Genomic DNA, 17637 nt, shown 5'->3' with positions numbered 1-17637 from the left:
CCCACACGAGCACTCAACGCCCCACCCCCCGCCCCCGCACCCCCACCCCCCCCCCGCGCCCCCGCCCCCCCCCCCCCCCCCCCCCCCCCCCCCCCCCCCCCCCCCCCCCCCCCCCCCCCCCCCCCCCCCCCCCCCCCCCCCCCCCCCCCCGCGTCCGGAGTACCGTGGCCGATCATGAGTGAGACGGTGGCCCCGACCCCCTCAACTCCGGCGCCCCAGGGCCGCAAGCTCCTGCGGCTCGAGGTCCGCAACAGCCAGGTGCCGATCGAGCGCAAGCCCGAGTGGATCAAGACCCGGCTGAAGACCGGCCCCGAGTACACCGAGCTGAAGTCGCTGGTCCGCCGCGAGGGCCTGCACACCGTCTGCGAAGAGGCCGGCTGCCCCAACATCTACGAGTGCTGGGAGGACCGCGAGGCCACCTTCCTCATCGGCGGGGACCAGTGCACCCGGCGGTGCGACTTCTGCCAGATCGACACCGGCAAGCCGGCCGCCTTCGATGCCGACGAGCCGCGCCGGGTCGCCGAGAGCGTCGCCACGATGCAGCTGAGGTACGCGACGGTCACCGGTGTCGCGCGGGATGACCTGCCCGACGGCGGCGCCTGGCTCTACGCGGAGACCGTCCGGCAGATCCACGCCGCCGTCCCCGGCTGCGGCGTCGAGCTGCTCATCCCCGACTTCAACGCCGAGCCCACCCAGCTGGCCGAGGTCTTCTCGTCCCGCCCCGAGGTGCTCGCGCACAACGTCGAGACCGTGCCGCGGATCTTCAAGCGGATCCGCCCCGGCTTCCGGTTCGAGCGCTCGCTGTCGGTGCTCACCGCCGCCCGCGAGGCCGGGCTGGTCACCAAGTCCAACCTGATCCTGGGCATGGGCGAGGAGCCGCACGAGGTCGTCGAGACCATGCACGCCCTCCACGAGGCCGGCTGCGACCTGCTCACCATCACCCAGTACCTGCGCCCCTCCCCCCGGCACCACCCGGTCGTCCGCTGGGTCAAGCCCGACGAGTTCGTCGAGTTCCAGCGGACCGCCGAGGAGATCGGCTTCCCCGGGGTGCTCGCCGGTCCGCTGGTCCGCAGCTCCTACCGGGCCGGCCGGCTCTACCAGCAGGCCGTCGAGGCGCGCGGGCTCACCCGCACCGTCTGAGGGAGTCGCCCGGGCCGGTCCATCGGGACCGGCCCGGTGCGCCCCTATCCTCTAGGCATGGCGCGCAGCAGGTCCACCGACTCCCCCGCACCCGCCGGCAAGGCCGGGCGGGGTCCCTCCGGACGCAGCCGGGGGGCGAGCGCCTCGGGCGCGTCGGCGTCGGGCGGGAAGGCCCCGAAGCTCGGCAAGGACGGGCAGCCCAAGGTCGGCCGGCTCAAGAAGGTCGGCAACCAGGCCCGCATGATCAAGCAGGCCTACTCGCTGACCCGCAAGAACGACCCCAAGCTGCCCTGGGTGATGCTGATCGCCTTCGTGGCGGTCGCGGCGGTCGTCGAGCTGATCGGCATCCTGCTGGGCTCGCCGTTCCTCTTCATCCCCCTGGCCGTCATCCTCGGCGCGCTGGCCGCGATGGTCGTCTTCGGTCGCCGCGCGCAGGGCTCGGCGTACCGGCAGGTCGAGGGCCAGCCGGGCGCGGCCGCCTGGGTGCTGGAGGGCATGCGCGGCGACTGGCAGGTCAGCGCGGGCGTCGCGGGCACCACCCAGCTGGACGCCGTCCACCGGGTGCTCGGCCGCCCCGGCGTGATCCTCGTCGGCGAGGGTTCGCCCTCCCGCGTGCGCCCGCTGCTGGCGCAGGAGAAGAAGAAGATCGCGCGGGTCGCGGGCGAGGCCCCGATCTACGACATCCTCGTGGGCGACGAGGAGGGGCAGGTGCCGCTGCGCAAGCTCGGCGCGCACGTCATGAAGCTCCCCCGCAACCTCGACGGCGGTCAGCTCAACGCGCTGCGCAAGCGGCTGTCGGCCCTCGGCGGGTCGCGCATGCCGGTGCCCGGCGGTCCGCTGCCCGGCGGCCGGCAGATGACGGTGAGCCAGCGGCAGGTCCGCCGGAGGTAGGTTCCGCGGCCTCCCTGCAGGGTCCCGCCGCGCGGTCGCGAGCGGTGGGGGCAGGGAGGTCCTCTCAGGCGCGGACGACGGCGGTGTCGGTGAGCCGGTCGTGCAGGCCGCGGCCGTCGGCGTCCACCACCAGGGCGGGCAGCAGCAGCATCAGCAGCGCCGTCCGGACGACGGCCCGCCACGGCGCCAGGCGGGCCCCGGGCCGCGGGTGTGCCAGGCGCAGCCCGAGCAGCCGCATCCCCGGCGTCTGTCCGAAGAGGACGAGCGTCCCGACGGTGACCAGGCCGAAGGACAGCAGGCTCCAGTTGCCGGGCAGCTCCGGTGCGGTGAACACGCCGGCGACGAGGGCCGCGGCGATCGCGTCGACGACGAAGGCGCCGGTCCGGCTGGTGAAGGTCGCCAGGGAGCCGGGGCCCCCGGCGGGCAGCCCCAGCGAGGCGCCCCGGGGACGCTCCTGAGAGGGTGGCTGCACGTCCCTGACCATGACCGCCAGCGTAGGACCCGCTCGCCACACCGCTCCCCGACCCGGTCAGGGGGACGCCGGCGACACGCCCGCGCCGTTGTTACCGGTCTGAAACACCGGAGACACTGGCGGGCAACTCCCGGCTCGTAACTTGCGGTTCGGCAATCCGCCCAATACCGGAGGATCGATGTTCACCAGTCCCGACGAGGTCGCCGCCTACATCCGCGACAACGACGTCGAGTTCGTCGACGTCCGCTTCTGCGACCTGCCCGGCGTCATGCAGCACTTCACCATCCCGGCGTCGACGTTCGGCGAGGACACGTTCTCCGAGGGCCTCGGCTTCGACGGCTCCTCGATCCGTGGCTTCCAGGCCATCAACGAGTCCGACATGCTGCTGCTGCCCGACGCCAACAGCGCATACGTGGACCCCTTCCGCAAGCACAAGACGCTCAACGTCAACTTCTTCATCCACGACCCGATCACGCGCGAGGCCTACAGCCGCGACCCGCGCAACGTGGCGAAGAAGGCCGAGGCGTACCTGGCCAGCAGCGGCATCGCCGACACCGCCTACTTCGGCCCCGAGGCGGAGTTCTACGTCTTCGACTCGATCCGGCACTCGACCGGCATCAACGAGGGCTACTACCACATCGACTCGGTCGAGGGCTCCTGGAACTCCGGTGCCGTGACCGGCGAGAACGGCGGCCCCAACCTGGGTTACAAGACCCGCGCCAAGGGCGGCTACTTCCCGGTCGAGCCCTACGATCACTACAGCGACCTGCGCTCCGACATGATGCTCAACCTGACCCGGGCGGGCCTCGAGCTCGAGCGCGGTCACCACGAGGTGGGCACCGGCGGCCAGGCCGAGATCAACTACAAGTTCGACACGCTGCTGCGTGCGGCCGACAGCTTGATGCTGTTCAAGTACATCATCAAGAACACCGCCTGGCAGGCCGGCAAGACCGCGACCTTCATGCCCAAGCCGCTGTTCGGTGACAACGGCTCCGGCATGCACTGCCACCAGAGCCTCTGGAAGGACGGCGAGCCGCTCTTCCACGCCGAGACCGGCTACGCGGGCCTGTCCGACACCGCCCGCCACTACATCGGTGGCCTGCTGGCCCACGCCCCGTCGCTGCTGGCCTTCACCAACCCGACGGTGAACAGCTACCACCGCCTGGTGCCCGGCTACGAGGCCCCGATCAACCTCGTCTACTCGGCCCGCAACCGCTCGGCCTGCTGCCGCATCCCGATCTCGGGCGACAGCCCCAAGGCCAAGCGCATCGAGTTCCGCGTGCCCGACCCGTCGGCCAACCCCTACCTCGCCTTCTCGGCCATGCTCATGGCCGGTCTCGACGGCATCAAGAACAAGATCGAGCCGCCGGCGCCGGTCGACAAGGACCTCTACGAGCTGCCGCCCGAGGAGGCCCTGGGCATCGAGAAGGTCCCGGCCTCCCTCGACGCCGTCCTGGACAACCTCGAGACCGACCACGAGTACCTGGTCGACGGCGGGGTGTTCACCCCCGACCTGATCGAGACGTGGATCGAGTACAAGCGGGAGAACGAGATCGACCCGATCCGCCTCCGCCCGCACCCGCACGAGTTCGCGATGTACTACGACATCTGATCCCGAGGGGCGACCGCCCCCGCCGCACAGCCCCCGCCCGGGTCGCTCCCGGGCGGGGGCTGTGCGCTGTGTGGCGGACGACCCGCCGGGCGGCGCGCCGACCAGCGAAGCGTCCGCCCGGACGGCGTCGACGGCCCTGGACCGGGCACCCGCCCGCCCCCAGACTGGTGCGACGGGCGGCGGTCAGAGGGGGTCGCAGCGGTGGAACTCGGCATCGACCTGGGCACGGCCAACACCGTCGTGAGCGACGTCCGCCGCGGCATCGTCTTCGACGAACCGACCGTCATGCTGCTGCGCCGCGGCGCCGTCCGCCGGGAGCGGGTCCTCGCCGTCGGCCGGGAGGCGGCCGATCTGGTCGGTCGCGCCCCCGCCGCGTACGCCGCCGTCCGCCCCCTGCAGGACGGCGTGGTCACCGACCTGGAGACGGCCCGGCTGTACCTGCGCGCGGTGCTGCACAAGGCGGGGCTGCGGGTGTGGAACTTCCCCGTCCGCGCCGTGATCGGCGTGCCGGTCGGGTCGACCGCGCTGGAGCACCGCGCGCTCCTCGAGGCCGCGGAGGAGGCGGGCCTCCGCCCGGTGACCGCGCTCGAGGAGTCGATCGCGGGCGCGATCGGCTGCGGCATCGACCCGCTGGAGCGGCGGGTGCACATGGTCGTCGACGCCGGCGGTGGCACCGCCGAGGCCGTGGCGTTCTGCTTCGGCGGGGTCCTCGCGCACCGGACGAGCAAGCTGGGCGGCGACGAGATGACCCTCGCCGTCGCGCGGCACCTGCGCGAGCAGCACCAGCTGCACGTCGGGGAGCTCGAGGCCGAGGACCTCAAGATCCGGTGCGGGGCGGACGACGACGACCCGCTCGTCGTCCAGGGTCGGGACGCCGTCACCGGCCGGCCGCGGCTGGCGACGGTGCACGCCGCCGAGGTGGCCGAGGCGGTGCGGCCGATCACCGACGAGATCGTCCGGACCCTCGCGGCCTGCCTCGACGACCTCCCGCCGCAGGCGCTCGCCGACGTGCTGGCGGAGGGCGTGCTCGTGTTCGGCGGCTCCTCGCGGGTCGCCGGCTTCCCGCAGGAGCTGGAACGGGGCCTCGGCCTCCCGGTCAAGCTCGCCGAGGAGCCGATGACCTGCGTGGCCGACGGCGCCGCGCGGGCGCTGCGCAACCGCCCGCTGCTGTCCGCCTACGGCCGCCGCTGACGGTCAGGTCGCGGCACCTCAAGGCGTCGGCACCTCAGGGGCGTCGGCACCTCAGGGCATCTGCACCGGCCCGGTGGCGACGACCTCCGCCCGGTGGTCGAGGTAGTGCCGCAGACCGTCGGCCACCACGACCTTCGCGGTGTTCCCGCCCGTGCCCGGCCCCTGCACCAGGGCGGTCACCACGATCTCCGGCGCGTCCATCGGGGCGGCAGCGCTGAGCCAGTTGTCGTACTCCCCCTCGGGCAGGCCGCCGTCCTGCGCAGTGCCGGTCTTCGCCCCGACCGGCACGGGCAGGTCGGCGAGCCGGACCGCCGTGCCACCGGTCACGGCCGCGCGCATCCCCTCGCGGATCGGTCCCAGCTCGGCGGCGAACGGCACCGGCGTCGCGGCCGGCGCGGGCAGGGCGGTGTAGGTGCCCTCCCCCGCCCCGACCGCCAGGCCGAGCCGCGGGGTGACCAGGCTCCCGGTGGCGACGGCGGCGGTCCACCGGGCGTTCTGCAGCGGGGTGACCTGCAGCGCGCCCTGGCCGATGCCGAGGATGACGGTGGACCCGCCGTACCACGTGCCCCCGTCCGCCTCGACGGACTCCGGCGTCCCGAGGTAGCCCGCGGACTCGCCGGGGAGGTCGATGCCGGTCGGCTGCCCCACCCCGAGCGCCCGGGCCGTGTCGATGAGCGACTCGGCCCCGAGCGCGACGGCGAGCTTGTAGAAGTAGACGTCGTTGGAGACGGCGATCGACTCGGCCATGTCCATCGGGCCCATCGGCTTCCAGTTGCCGAAGGTGTGACCGCCGTAGGTGTAGCTGGCACCGGTCGGGATGGCCCGGTCGGGGTCGAACACCGGGTGGGCCTGGTTGGCCGCGGCCACGACGAGCTTGAACGTGGACCCGGGCGGCGCGACCGCCTGGGTCACGTGCTCGAGCGTCGGCGACCCCGGCGCCTCGGCCAGCGCCTGCAGCGCCCCGGTGTCGACCGGCGGCCCGTAGACGTTGTTGTCGAACGACGGGGTGCTCGCGATGGCGAGGACCTGGCCCGAGCGCGGGTCCATCGCGACGGCGGCGCCGATCCTGCCCCGCGGCCGGGGCTGGGCCTGCACGGCCTCGGCCAGGCGGGCGTCCAGCACCCGCTGCAGGCCCAGGTCGATGGACAGCCGCAGGTCGGCCCCGGGCAGCGGGTCCTGCCGCTCGCCGAGCGCGACCGGCACGCCCTTCGGGTCGACGTACACGCACTGCCGCCCGTTGACCCCGCGGAGGACGGCGTCGTACTCCTGCTCCAGCCCGGCCCGGCCGACGAACTCGCCGATCGGCAGGTCCGGCCAGCGTTCCTCGTCCTCGGGCGTGGCCACCCCGACGAAGCCGAGCACCGGCCCGAGCATGGCCCCCTGGGGGTACGACCGGCGCGGCTCCGGGACGACGAGCACGCCGGCGATCCCGGCCGCGGTGACCGCGTCGCCGACGGACCGGGGCACCTCGGCGACCGCCAGCGACAGCGTGGTGCCCGGCACGGCGGCCAGCTGCGCGGCGAGCTCCTCGCGCGGCCGGCCGGTCAGGTTGGCGAGGCGGTCGACGTCCGCGGGGCGGGCGCGCACCAGGGCGGGGACGACGAGCACCCGGTCCACGCCGCCGCCGACGTCCGCGGCGTCCACCGCGAGCGGCTCGTCGTGCCGGTCGGTGATGGCGCCCCGGGGGGCCGGCAGCCGGATGCAGCGGGTCATCTGCTCCTGCCCGACGAGCGCGAGCTCCTCGCCCTCGGTGCGCTGCAGCTGCCAGCCGTAGACCCCGAACGAGACCAGCAGCACCGAGAGGCCGAGCGCCGCGAACCGGACCAGCCGGGGCCGCGGGTTGTGCCAGCTCGGCAGCGCCCACAGACGCCTCCGGGCGCCGTCCCGGCGGACGGCGAGGACCACCCCGATCGCGGCCAGGTGCACGACCAGCGCCGTCCCGCCGTAGCTGAGCAGGGGGAACGGCACGCCGGCCAGCGGGAGCAGCCCGAGGTTGGCGCCCACCGACACGACGGTCTCGACCCCCATGAGCAGCGCCAGGCCCCCGCCGACCAGGGCGCCGTGCAGCGTGCGCGACGTCCGGCTGGCCAGCGCGAGCCGCCAGACGAGCACGATCGCGGCGAGCACCACCCCGGCGCCGGCGACCAGGCCCCACTGGCCGACCAGGCTGGCCAGCGCCAGGTCGGTCTCCCGCTCGGGCAGGTACTGGGCGCGCAGGACGCGGAGCGGGTCGTCGGTCCGCCCGAACAAGCCCCCGGAGCCCACCGCGATGTGCGCCTGCCGCACCGCCCAGCCCGAACCGGTCGGGGACTCGTGCGCCCCCACCAGGAAGGAGCCGAGGCGGGTCAGCTGGTAGGGGCGCAGCAGGCTGATCAGCAGCGGCGCGGAGATCGCCGCCGCCGCGGTCAAGGGCAGCAGGAAGCGGGCGGGCACGCGCCCGATCACCAGCAGGGACCCGGTGAGGACGACGAGCAGCGTCGTGGTGCTGAGGTCCGGCTGGAGCAGGGTGAGCCCGACGGGCACGACCGCGAGCAGCACGGCCAGGCCGAAGCGCTGCCACGCCGGCCGGCCGGAGCCGAGGACGGCGGCGAGGACCAGCAGCAGCCCGAGCTTGGCCATCTCGGAGGGCTGGAAGCTGAACGAGCCGATCGCGACCCAGCGGGTGGCGCCGTTCAAGGACAGCCCGAACGCCAGGACGGCGACGAGGAGGAGGACGGCGGCGCCGTAGGCCGCCCAGCCCAGGACGCCGAGGTACCGCACGCGGACCCGCCAGAACACCGCGAGCGCGAGCAACCCGCCGGCGGCGATCATGGCCTGCCGCGCCGCGAGCTCGGTCTCGCCGATGAGGTACAGGTTCGCCAGTCCCAGGCCGACCAGCGCCAGGGCCGCCACGACCGCCAGCAGGTCGAACGCGCTGCTGCGCCGGTTCCTGCGCTCCGCCCGGGTCCGCCGCCGGGTGCCGCCCGCGTCTCCCAGCGGCCCGGCCGGTCCGGCGATCGGCACGGCGCGCCTCCTCCGGCGGGTCACGGGGCCGGCCGGTCGGGATGGCAGGAGCCGGCGAGCACCGGCGAGGAGGCCGCCGCGGCCGGGCCCTCGGTGACCGCGACCACCGCCACGGCCGGCAGGTCCGGGAGCGCGACGGTGCTGACGGCCTCGGCCCGGTCGCCTCCGGCCGGCACGGTGACCGACCCGCCGGGGACGGCCTCCGTGGCGCCGGTGCAGCGGTCGACGACCCGGTACGACCAGGTCACCACCTGCTGCTCGACTCCCGGGGTGAGCCGTACCAGCAGGCGCACCGTGCACGCCGCGCCCGGCGCACACCGGGCGAGGGGCCGCAGGTCCACCGCGGCCACGCTCCCGGCCGCCGCGGGGGCCGGCGGCACGACGGGCAGGCCGTCGGGCTCCGGCGCGGTGGACGCCTCCGCCCCGCTGCGCCCGGCGTCCAGGAGCAGGTCGATGTCGGTGGCGATGTCGTCGCGCAGGAGGGCGACCTCGCCCAGGACGACCGCGGCGAGGACCACGATGGACAGCAGCCAGGCACCGGTCCGCCGGGCGGCGGTCCTGTGCTCCCGGCCGGTGCGCCCCACCGGTGTCCCGCCGGGGGCCTCCGCCGGTTGCCGGCCGCCGGACGGCCTCGCCTCCCCACCGATCACCCGCACCAGCGCGGCGAGCTCGGCGCGGACGGCCGCGCGGTCGATCCGGCCGGCCGCCTCCTGCAGCGTCCGCGCGGCGGCGGGGACCCCCGCCTCCGGCAGCTCCGCCGCGGCCCGGTCGAGCGCGGCGAGCACCGGATCGGCGGCCGGGTCCGCGCGACCGGTCCGGAGCCGGGCGGCACCGGAGACCGTCGCGAGCACCGACTCGACGGGGGCGGCGCCGAGCACCGCCCGCCCGTCGGCGGCGACGACGACGACGACCTGGTCACCTCCGGCCCCCGCGCCGGTCGCCGACCGCAGCGCGGCGTCCGCCAGCACGGTCGCGCCGATCTCGAGCGCCTGGGCGGGCGTGAGTCCGGCGAGGGCGACGAGGCGGGGCAACGGCACGCCGCCCGGCGGCTCGGCCGGCCGCGGCTCGTGCTCGCCGGTGGGGCCGGCCCCGGGCGCCGGCCCCGAGCGCTCGGCCGCCCGCGCGTCGGCGAGGTCCGTCATCGACCGCCACCCCCGCCCAACCGCCGCTGACTGGGCCAACCCCCGTGACTGATCAGGGCCGATGCTGGGGCCTGGGCGACCTGGCTGTCACCGGGTTCCTGCGCGGCGCGCTCGAAATCGGCGCAGGATCGTCCTGGTCGGATGAGTGCCGGCGGACGTCCGGCGCAGGACGACGGTCGGCCCCGGACAGGGTCAGCCGAGGAGGGGCCCCAGGCGCTCCGCGTACGGCACCGCGCACGCGGCCCGGCCGGCAGCCACCGACTCGTCCTCGCCGGCGCCGGTCACCGCGATCGCCCCGACCAGCACGCCGGACGGCGCGCGCACCGGCACCGCCGCGCAGGAGACGCCCTCGTGCAGTTGGCCGGCCTGCGCCGCCGTCCCCCGTTCGGCGATCCCGCGCAGCTCGGTCTCGAGCTCGGCCGGGCGGGTGACGGTCCGGGGTGTCAGCTCCAGCAGCCGCCGGGGGTGGACGACGTCGCGCCAGTCGGGCTGCTCGGCGAGGAGCAGCTTGCCGACGGCCGTGGCGTGCAGGTGCCGTTCCACCTCCTCGGTGGAGCGCAGGGGGTGGTCGGGGTCGACGTCCGCGCAGCGCAGCACCGGCCCGGCGTAGAGCACCAGGTGGACCCCGAAGCGCACCTGCTGCCGCAGCTCGCCGATGACGTCCCGCGCGGCCGTGGGCACCTGCACGGGGGCAGCGCCGCCGGCCAGGCCCGCGACCTTGCGGCCCAGCGCGAACCCGTGCAGGTCGGGCAGCCGGACAAGGTACTCCTCTCCCACCAGCAGGTTGAGCAGCCGGTAGGCGGTGGCCGGCGGCAGGCCGACGTCCTCGGCCACCTCCTTGGCCGTCACGCCGGCGCCCGCCCGGGCCACCGCCTCGAGGATGGCCAGCGCGCTCTGCACGGCCTTGGGCTGGCGGCCGGTGAGGCCCCGGTCGACGGCGCGCGTCATCGCCGCGGCCCGACGCTGCCCGGCAGCACGCTGCTCGCCGTGGCCTGGTCGTAGACCCCGACGGCGGTCAGCCGCGCCGCGTGCCGGAGGCGCAACCACGCCGCCCAGGCCAGGCCCGGCGCCATCGCGGCCAGGAAGAGGACGACCGCGGTCCGGCCCCCCGACCAGGCCCCGGCCATCGCGGCCAGGAGCACGACCAGGCCGACTCCCCCGGCGACCAGCCCGCCGACCGCGGCGGGCGTGGTCAGCTCGCCGATCCGGCGGAGGAAGGCCGGCACGGCCAGGCAGGCCAGCACGTAGGCGACCACGTAGCAGAAGGCGGAGACGGTCAGCGAGGCGGCGAGGACCGCGCGGGGACCTCCCCCGGCGGCCAGCGCGACGACGGGCACCCCGACCACCGCCGGGAGGACGACGGCCAGCGCCACGTGCGGCGTCTCGTACCGCGGGTGGGTGCGGCCGAGCGCGGGCGGCAGCACGCCCTCGCGGCCCATCGAGAACAGGACCCGCCCCAGCGCGTTGGTCGAGCCGGTCACGCAGGCGAAGAAGGACGCGGCGATGCCCAGGTCGAGGACCCGCCGCACCAGGCCCAGCCCCTGCCGGTCGGCGAGCTCGGCCACCGGCACGGGACTGGTGAGCACGTCGAGCGGGGCGGCCCGGAGGAGGACCACCTGGGCGGCGGACGCGACGACGAACAGCACGCCGGCGACCGCGGGGGTCCACAGCACCGCCCGGGGGACGGCGACCAGCGGCCGGCGGGCCTCGACGCCCAGCGTGGCCGCGCTCTCGAACCCCATGAACGCGGTCACGCCCAGGACGACGCCCACCGCGACGCCGTCCCACCGCACCGGGGCGTCCACGAGCGCGGCGGCGGTGCCCGGCCCGCCGCGCGGCGCGAGGAGCAGGACGGCGAGCACCGCGAGCACGACGCCGATGGAGAGCACCTCGAGGGTCAGCGCCACCCGGGCCGAGAGCTGGATGCCACGGACGGTGCACAGCGTCGCCAGCGCGCCGATCCCCGCGCCGAGGCCGGCCACGACGAGGGGCGTGGGCCGCAGCCCGACGACGCCGGCGAGGTAGATCCCCGTCCCCACGAGGGCCGACATCGCGACGGCGGCGTAGGCCACGAGCGAGGCCCAGCCGCCGACCAGGGCGCCGACCGGGCCCAGGCCCTTGGCGGTGTAGCTGTAGGTCCCGCCGACCGCGGCCATCCGCCGGCCGAACTGGCCGAGGCACCAGCCGACGAGGAGCACCAGCGCGGTCGCGGCGACGAAGGCCGGCAGCGTCGCCGCCCCGGACTCGACCAGCACGATGGAGGGGACGACCACCATCGCCGCGGACGGCGCCAGCGCGGAGACCGACTGGGCCAGCACCTCCGGGAAGCTCAGCCGCCGTCGGCGCAGGCCGGCGACCGGCGAGGACGCGGGCAACCGGGCGGCCGCGGCCCGCCGCGCCCCGGTTCGCTCCGCCATGGCCCTCCCGTCCGGGTTCCGCACCGGAGTGGGGGCCGTCCCGCCCGGACTCCGCTCGACGGGTGGCGAGCGTAGCCACGCGGCGTCCCCGTGAGGCCGTTCTCGAATGAGAAAAGTGTGACCGGGCTCTCGTTCGGGGTTACACGGACGTTTCCGTGATGTTACGGCCGTGTGACCGCCCAGGCCGGGGCGGGGGCCACAGTGGGCAGGTCGTCCCCGACCCCCGGAGGTCCGCATGGCCACCGTCTCCGATCCGCCCCCCACCGCCGCGGGCACCGCCCGTACCGACGCCGGCCACCGGCTGAAGGGGCGCCTCGGACCGGCCGCGATCGTGTTCATGGTGGTGGCCGCGGCCGCCCCGCTGACGGTGATCGCCGGCTCGGTGCCCATCGGGATCGCGGCGGGGAACGGGCCGGGCTACCCGGCGATGTACGTGGTCGCCGCCGTCGTCCTGCTGTTCTTCGCCGTCGGCTTCACCGCGATGACCAGGCACGTGCCGAACGCCGGCGCCTTCTACTCCTACATCGGCACCGGCCTCGGCCGCGGCGCGGGCCTCGGCAGCGCCCTGGTCGCGCTGATCAGCTACGTCACGGTGCAGGGCGCCGTCTACGGCTACATCGGGTTCCTGCTCGGCGACCTGATGACCGGCTACGGCGGGCCGGGCCTGCCGTGGTGGCTGTGGACCGCCGTGGTCCTCGTGATCACCGGGGTCCTGGGGTACCGGCACATCGAGCTGTCGAGCAAGGTGCTCGGCGTCCTGCTGATCGCCGAGGTGGGCATCGTGCTGGTCCTGGACGCCGCCGTCGTCGCCCAGGGCGGCGGGGACGAGGGGCTGTCCACGGCGCTGCTGACCCCGGGCGACGTCCTCTCCGGCGCCCCCGGCATCGGGCTGATGTTCGCCATCGCCGGGTTCATCGGCTTCGAGGCGACGGCGATCTTCCGCGACGAGGCCCGCGACCCCGACCGGACCGTCCCGCGGGCCACCTACGCCGCACTGGCCATCATCGCGGTCTTCTACACCGTCTCCGCATGGGCCATCGTGAGCGCATGGGGCGACAGCCGCATCGTCGAGGAGGCGGCCGCGGACCCCGGCGGCATCGTGGTCGCGACCGCGCAGCAGTACGTCGGGACCGCGGCCGCCGACGTCATGCAGGTGCTCTTCGTGACCAGCCTGTTCGCGGCGATCCTGGCGTTCCACAACGTGCTGGCCCGCTACTTCTTCTCGCTGGGCAACACCGGCGTGCTGCCCGGAGTCTGCGGCCGCAGCCACGCCCGCCACGCCTCCCCGCACGTCGCCTCGCTGGTGACCTCCGGCGTGGGCGCGCTCGTCATGGCCGTCTGCGTGATCGCCGGCCTGGACCCGGTCCTCGAGGTCTTCACGTGGCTGGCCGGCATCGCCAGCGTCGGGATCGTCGTCCTCATGCTGCTGGCCTGCCTGGCGGTCATCGTGTTCTTCCGCCGCACCGGCGTGGACCGCCGTCCCTGGCAGACGCTCGTCGCGCCCGTCCTCGGCCTGCTCGGGCTCGCCGCGATCCTCGTCCTCCTCGTCGAGAACCTGCCGCTGCTCATGGGCGGCTCCACCGTCCTGGGCGTCGGCGCCGGCGTCCTGCTCGCCGCCGCGCTGGCCGCGGGCTGGGCACTGGCCAAGGCCCGCCCGCGGGCGGCCCGCGACCTGACCACCGCCTCCCCCGCCGACTCCGCCCCGCAGATCTGACCGCCGTCCACACCCGATCGGAGACGCCGTGACCATCACCGCCCCCACCACGACCGCCACCCACCCGCTGTCCCGGATGACCGCCGAGGAGGTCACCGCCGCCCGGGAGGTCGTCGAGGCCGCCGGCCTGCTCACCGACACGACCAAGTTCGTCTACGTCGGCCTCGACGAGCCGCACAAGCGCGACGTCCTCGCGTGGCGGCCCGGGCAGCCGGTGGAGCGCCGGCTGCGCGTCCTGCTGCTCGACCGCGCCACCGGCGAGGGCCGCGACCTCACCGTCTCGGTGACCGGCCGGTCGGTCGTCCGGGACGTCGAGATCGACGGCGTCGCCGACGGCCAGGTGCCGATCCTCGACGCCGAGTTCGAGGCGATCGAGCCGATCCTGGCCCAGGACGAGCGCTGGGTCGCCGCCATGGCCAAGCGCGGCCTGGACGTCGCGAACGTGCGGGCCGTGCCCCTGTCGGCGGGGTCGTACTTCCCCGAGGAGTTCGGCCACCGGGTGGTCCGGGTGCTCGGCTTCGCCCAGGCGGACGAGCGCGACCTGCCGTGGGCCCATCCCGTGGACGGCGTCGTCGCCTACGTCGACATCACCCGCGGCGTGACCACCGCGGTGCACGACCACTACGACCTGCCCGTCCCGGCCGAGCGCGGGGAGTGGGACGGCGAGGCCCACGCCTCCCCCGCCCGCGACGTCAAGCCGATCGAGATCACCCAGCCGGAGGGGCCGAGCTTCACCGTCGAGGACGACGTCGTCCGGTGGGCCGGCTGGGAGGTGCGGATCGGCTTCGACGTGCGCGAGGGGCTCACCCTGCACCAGGTGTCGGTCGACGGCCGGTCGGTGGTGTACCGGGCGTCGATCTCGGAGATGGTCGTGCCCTACGCCGACCCCTCACCGGTGCGGTTCTGGCAGAACTACTTCGACACCGGCGAGTACCTGTTCGCCCGCTACACCAACGCCCTGGAGCTCGGCTGCGACTGCCTCGGCGAGATCCACTACTTCGACGCCACCATCGCCGACGAGGACGGCGCCCCGCGGGTGCTGCCCAACGCCATCTGCCTCCACGAGGAGGACTACGGCGTGGGCTGGAAGCACACCGACCTGTTCAACGGGATGGCCGAGACCCGGCGTTCCCGGCGGCTGGTGATCAGCTTCTTCACCACGATCGGCAACTACGACTACGGCTTCTACTGGTACCTCTACCTCGACGGCACGATCCAGCTGGAGTCCAAGGCGACCGGCATCGTCTTCACGTCGTCCCACCGGGGCGACGAGCACCCGTACGCCACCGAGATCGCGCCGGGCCTCGGGGCGCCGTTCCACCAGCACCTGTTCAGCGCCCGGCTGGACATGGCCGTCGACGGGCTGACCAACACCGTGCACGAGGTGGACGCCGTCCGGCAGCCGGTCAGCGACACCAACCCGTACGGCAACGCGTTCACCCGCCGGTCCACCCCGATCACGAGGGAGTCGGAGGCGGCCCGGGTGACCGACGGGACGGTCGGCCGGGTCTGGCACGTGGTCAACCCGGAGCGGACCAACCGGCTGGGCCAGCCGGTCGGCTACGCGCTGCACCCGGAGAACCTGCCGCTGATGCTCGCCGACGAGGCCTCCTCGATCCACCAGCGCGCCACCTTCGGCACCAAGAGCCTGTGGGTCACGCAGTACGACCCGGCCGAGCGCTACGCGGCCGGCGACTTCGTCAACCAGCACCCCGGCTCGGCGGGCCTGCCGGCGTTCGTCCAGGCCGACCGCCCGCTGGAGGGACAGGACGTCGTCCTGTGGCACACCTTCGGGCTGACCCACTTCCCGCGCCCGGAGGACTGGCCGGTCATGCCGACCGACTACACCGGCTTCACCCTCAAGCCGGTCGGCTTCTTCGACCGCAACCCCGCCCTGGGGACGCCGAGGTCGACGTCGGCCCACTGCGCGCACGAGTGACCAGCCCCGTCGGGAGAGGCGCCGTCGCCGGGCGGGCGGCGGCGCTGCTCGCCCTGACCTCGGCCGCGGTCCACCTGGCCGGTCTGGACGCCGCGTCGCTGACCTCGCTGGCCGCGGCCGGGATGGGGCTGGCCTGCCTGCCGTGCGCCTGGCACCTGTGGCGCTCGCCGACTCCGGCGGTGTGGGGGACGACGGTGCTGCTCGACCTGGGCATGCTCGCCGTCCACGCGCCCCCGGCCGGGCACGTCCACGGCGCCGGCGGGATGCCGTGGCCCGTGCTGTGGCTGGTCGGCGGTTCGCTGCTGCTCGGCCTGGCGGTGCTGCTGGCCACCGCCGTCCGGGCCGCGTCCGGCCGGGTGCTGCTGGCCGCCGATCGAGAGGAGACTGCCCGACCATGACCGCCACCGACGCGTACCGCGCCGCCCGGGACCAGCTGCTCGACCTCCGCGGGGAGCACGACCGCGCGGTGGCCGAGTTCCGCTGGCCCGACCTCGGGGACCGGTTCAACTGGGCGGTGGACTGGTTCGACGCGATCGCCCGGGGCAACGGACGCCCCGCCCTGGTGATCGCCGGGGACGACGGCACGACCACGACGCGGACCTTCGACGAGATGGCCCGCCGCTCCGACCAGGTCGCCGCGTGGCTGGCCGGGCACGGCGTCGGCCGCGGCGACCGGGTGCTGCTCATGCTCGGCAACCAGGTCGAGCTGTGGGAGTCGATGCTCGCGATCATGAAGCTGGGCGCGGTCATCATGCCGACCACCACCGCGCTCGGTCCGGCCGACCTCACCGACCGGGTCGAGCGCGGCGGCGCCCGGCACGTCGTCTGCGCCCCGGCCGACACCGGGAAGTTCGACGCCGTCCCCGGCGACTACACGCGGATCAGCGTGGGACCCGCCGACGGGTGGGCCGACCTGCACGAGGCCGCCGAGCTCGACGCCGCACCCGCCGAGCACCCAGGCACCGCGCCCGGCGACCCGCTGCTGCTGTACTTCACCTCGGGCACGACCTCACGGCCCAAGCTGGTCGAGCACACCCAGGTCTCGTACCCGGTCGGGCACCTGAGCACGACGTACTGGCTCGGCCTGCGCCCCGGCGACGTCCACCTCAACGTCTCCTCCCCCGGCTGGGCCAAGCACGCGTGGTCCTGCTTCTTCGCCCCGTGGATCGCCGAGGCGACGGTCTTCCTGCACGACTACAAGCGGCTGGACCCCGCCGTCCTGCTGGACCGGATCCGCGAGCACGGCGTGACGTCGTTCTGCGCGCCGCCCACGGTCTGGCGGATGCTGGTCAACGCCGACCTCTCCGGCGGGCCCGGCGCGCTGCGCGAGGTGGTCGGCGCCGGGGAGCCGCTCAACCCCGAGGTCATCGAGCAGGTCCGCCGGGCGTGGGGGCTCACCATCCGCGACGGCTACGGCCAGACCGAGACCACCGCGCAGATCGGCAACACCCCCGAGGCGGTGGTCAAGCCGGGGTCGATGGGCCGGCCGCTGCCGGGCGTGCCGGTCGCCCTGGTCGACCCGCTCACCGGCCGCCCCGTCGAGGGCCCCGGCGAGGGCGAGATCTGCCTCGACCTGTCCGCGCACCCGCTCCCGCTGATGACCGGCTACCAGGGCGACCCCGAGCGCAACGCCGACGCCATGGCCGGCGGCTACTACCACACCGGCGACATCGCCGGCCGGGACGCCGACGGCTACATCACCTACGTCGGCCGCACGGACGACGTGTTCAAGGCCAGCGACTACAAGATCAGCCCGTTCGAGCTCGAGTCGGTGCTCATCGAGCACCCGGCGGTGGCCGAGGCCGCCGTCGTCCCGGCGCCCGACCCGGTGCGGCTGGCCGTGCCGAAGGCCTACGTCGCCCTCGCCCCCGGACACGAGCCGACCGCGGAGACCGCGCAGGCGATCCTGCGGTACGCCCGCGAGCACCTGGCGCCCTTCCAGCGGGTGCGCCGGGTCGAGTTCGCCGAGCTGCCCAAGACCATCTCCGGGAAGATCCGCCGGGTCGAGCTGCGCGGGCGGGAGGAGGACCTCGCCGGCGTGGAGGGGTCCCGCCCGGGCGAGTGGCGCGACGACCAGTTCCCCGGGCTGCGCTCCTGACGTCCCGGACGTTCCGGT

The 17637-nt window shown here is 75.0% G+C and carries 13 protein-coding genes; 8 read left to right on the top strand and 5 right to left on the bottom strand.

Translation table 11 applies throughout. The features are described from left to right. Window positions 1-174: 174 nt before the first annotated feature. Both lipA and ACI782_RS11930 read left to right on the top strand, forming a co-directional pair. Window positions 175-1140: a lipoyl synthase gene (gene lipA / locus ACI782_RS11935; protein WP_456909372.1), complete on the top strand. Its 966-nt coding sequence runs from the start codon at window positions 175-177 to the stop codon at window positions 1138-1140. A gap of 57 nt (window positions 1141-1197) precedes the next feature. After that, window positions 1198-2031 (top strand): DUF4191 domain-containing protein, encoded by an 834-nt coding sequence (locus tag ACI782_RS11930; protein WP_456909370.1) that lies wholly within the window; start codon window positions 1198-1200, stop codon window positions 2029-2031. A 64-nt stretch (window positions 2032-2095) separates the two neighbouring features. On the opposite strand, the gene ACI782_RS11925 is transcribed toward ACI782_RS11930, so the two are convergent. Beyond that, entirely contained in the window at window positions 2096-2515 is a 420-nt protein-coding gene (locus ACI782_RS11925) for an RDD family protein (protein WP_456909368.1), read from the bottom strand. A 166-nt stretch (window positions 2516-2681) separates the two neighbouring features. Here ACI782_RS11925 and glnA point away from each other — a divergent pair, with 166 nt between their 5' ends. Both glnA and ACI782_RS11915 read left to right on the top strand, forming a co-directional pair. Next, window positions 2682-4115, top strand: coding sequence for a type I glutamate--ammonia ligase (gene glnA / locus ACI782_RS11920; protein WP_456909366.1), 1434 nt, complete (start codon window positions 2682-2684; stop codon window positions 4113-4115). 201 nt (window positions 4116-4316) lie between these two features. Next, window positions 4317-5306, top strand: coding sequence for a rod shape-determining protein (locus ACI782_RS11915; protein ID WP_456909364.1), 990 nt, complete (start codon window positions 4317-4319; stop codon window positions 5304-5306). A 51-nt stretch (window positions 5307-5357) separates the two neighbouring features. Here the strand turns inward: ACI782_RS11915 and ACI782_RS11910 are convergent, their stop codons facing one another. The 4 genes from ACI782_RS11910 to ACI782_RS11895 form a co-directional block, all read right to left on the bottom strand. Further along, a complete protein-coding gene (locus ACI782_RS11910; protein ID WP_456909362.1) occupies window positions 5358-8309 on the bottom strand; it encodes an FtsW/RodA/SpoVE family cell cycle protein in 2952 nt (983 codons plus the stop codon). 20 nt (window positions 8310-8329) lie between these two features. Next, window positions 8330-9451 carry a hypothetical protein gene (locus ACI782_RS11905; protein ID WP_456909360.1) on the bottom strand — a complete coding sequence of 374 codons (1122 nt, stop codon included), beginning with the start codon at window positions 9449-9451 and terminating at the stop codon, window positions 8330-8332. A 192-nt stretch (window positions 9452-9643) separates the two neighbouring features. Further along, the gene (locus ACI782_RS11900) at window positions 9644-10399 is read right to left on the bottom strand and encodes an IclR family transcriptional regulator (protein ID WP_456909358.1); all 756 of its coding nucleotides are present in this window, start codon (window positions 10397-10399) and stop codon (window positions 9644-9646) included. Continuing rightward, window positions 10396-11868, bottom strand: coding sequence for an APC family permease (locus ACI782_RS11895; RefSeq protein WP_456909356.1), 1473 nt, complete (start codon window positions 11866-11868; stop codon window positions 10396-10398). The genes ACI782_RS11900 and ACI782_RS11895 overlap by 4 nt, the downstream gene beginning before the upstream one ends. A 235-nt stretch (window positions 11869-12103) precedes the next feature. Here ACI782_RS11895 and ACI782_RS11890 point away from each other — a divergent pair, with 235 nt between their 5' ends. The 4 genes from ACI782_RS11890 to ACI782_RS11875 are packed head-to-tail and all read left to right on the top strand — an operon-like array spanning window position 12104 to window position 17619. Beyond that, window positions 12104-13582, top strand: coding sequence for an APC family permease (locus ACI782_RS11890; protein WP_456909354.1), 1479 nt, complete (start codon window positions 12104-12106; stop codon window positions 13580-13582). Window positions 13583-13610: 28 nt separating this feature from the next. Continuing rightward, window positions 13611-15521, top strand: a complete 1911-nt coding sequence (locus tag ACI782_RS11885; protein WP_456909352.1) for a primary-amine oxidase — start codon at window positions 13611-13613, stop codon at window positions 15519-15521. Then, on the top strand, window positions 15518-15919 hold the full coding sequence (locus ACI782_RS11880; protein WP_456909348.1) for a hypothetical protein: 402 nt from the start codon (window positions 15518-15520) through the stop codon (window positions 15917-15919). The genes ACI782_RS11885 and ACI782_RS11880 overlap by 4 nt, the downstream gene beginning before the upstream one ends. Beyond that, a complete protein-coding gene (locus ACI782_RS11875) occupies window positions 15916-17619 on the top strand; it encodes an AMP-binding protein (protein ID WP_456909346.1) in 1704 nt (567 codons plus the stop codon). The genes ACI782_RS11880 and ACI782_RS11875 overlap by 4 nt, the downstream gene beginning before the upstream one ends. Window positions 17620-17637 lie beyond the last annotated feature (18 nt).

It is taken from the genome of Geodermatophilus sp. SYSU D00703 (assembly GCF_054050155.1).
Note: the sequence above shows the minus strand (reverse complement) of the source record. Positions and strands in the feature narration are given on the sequence as shown.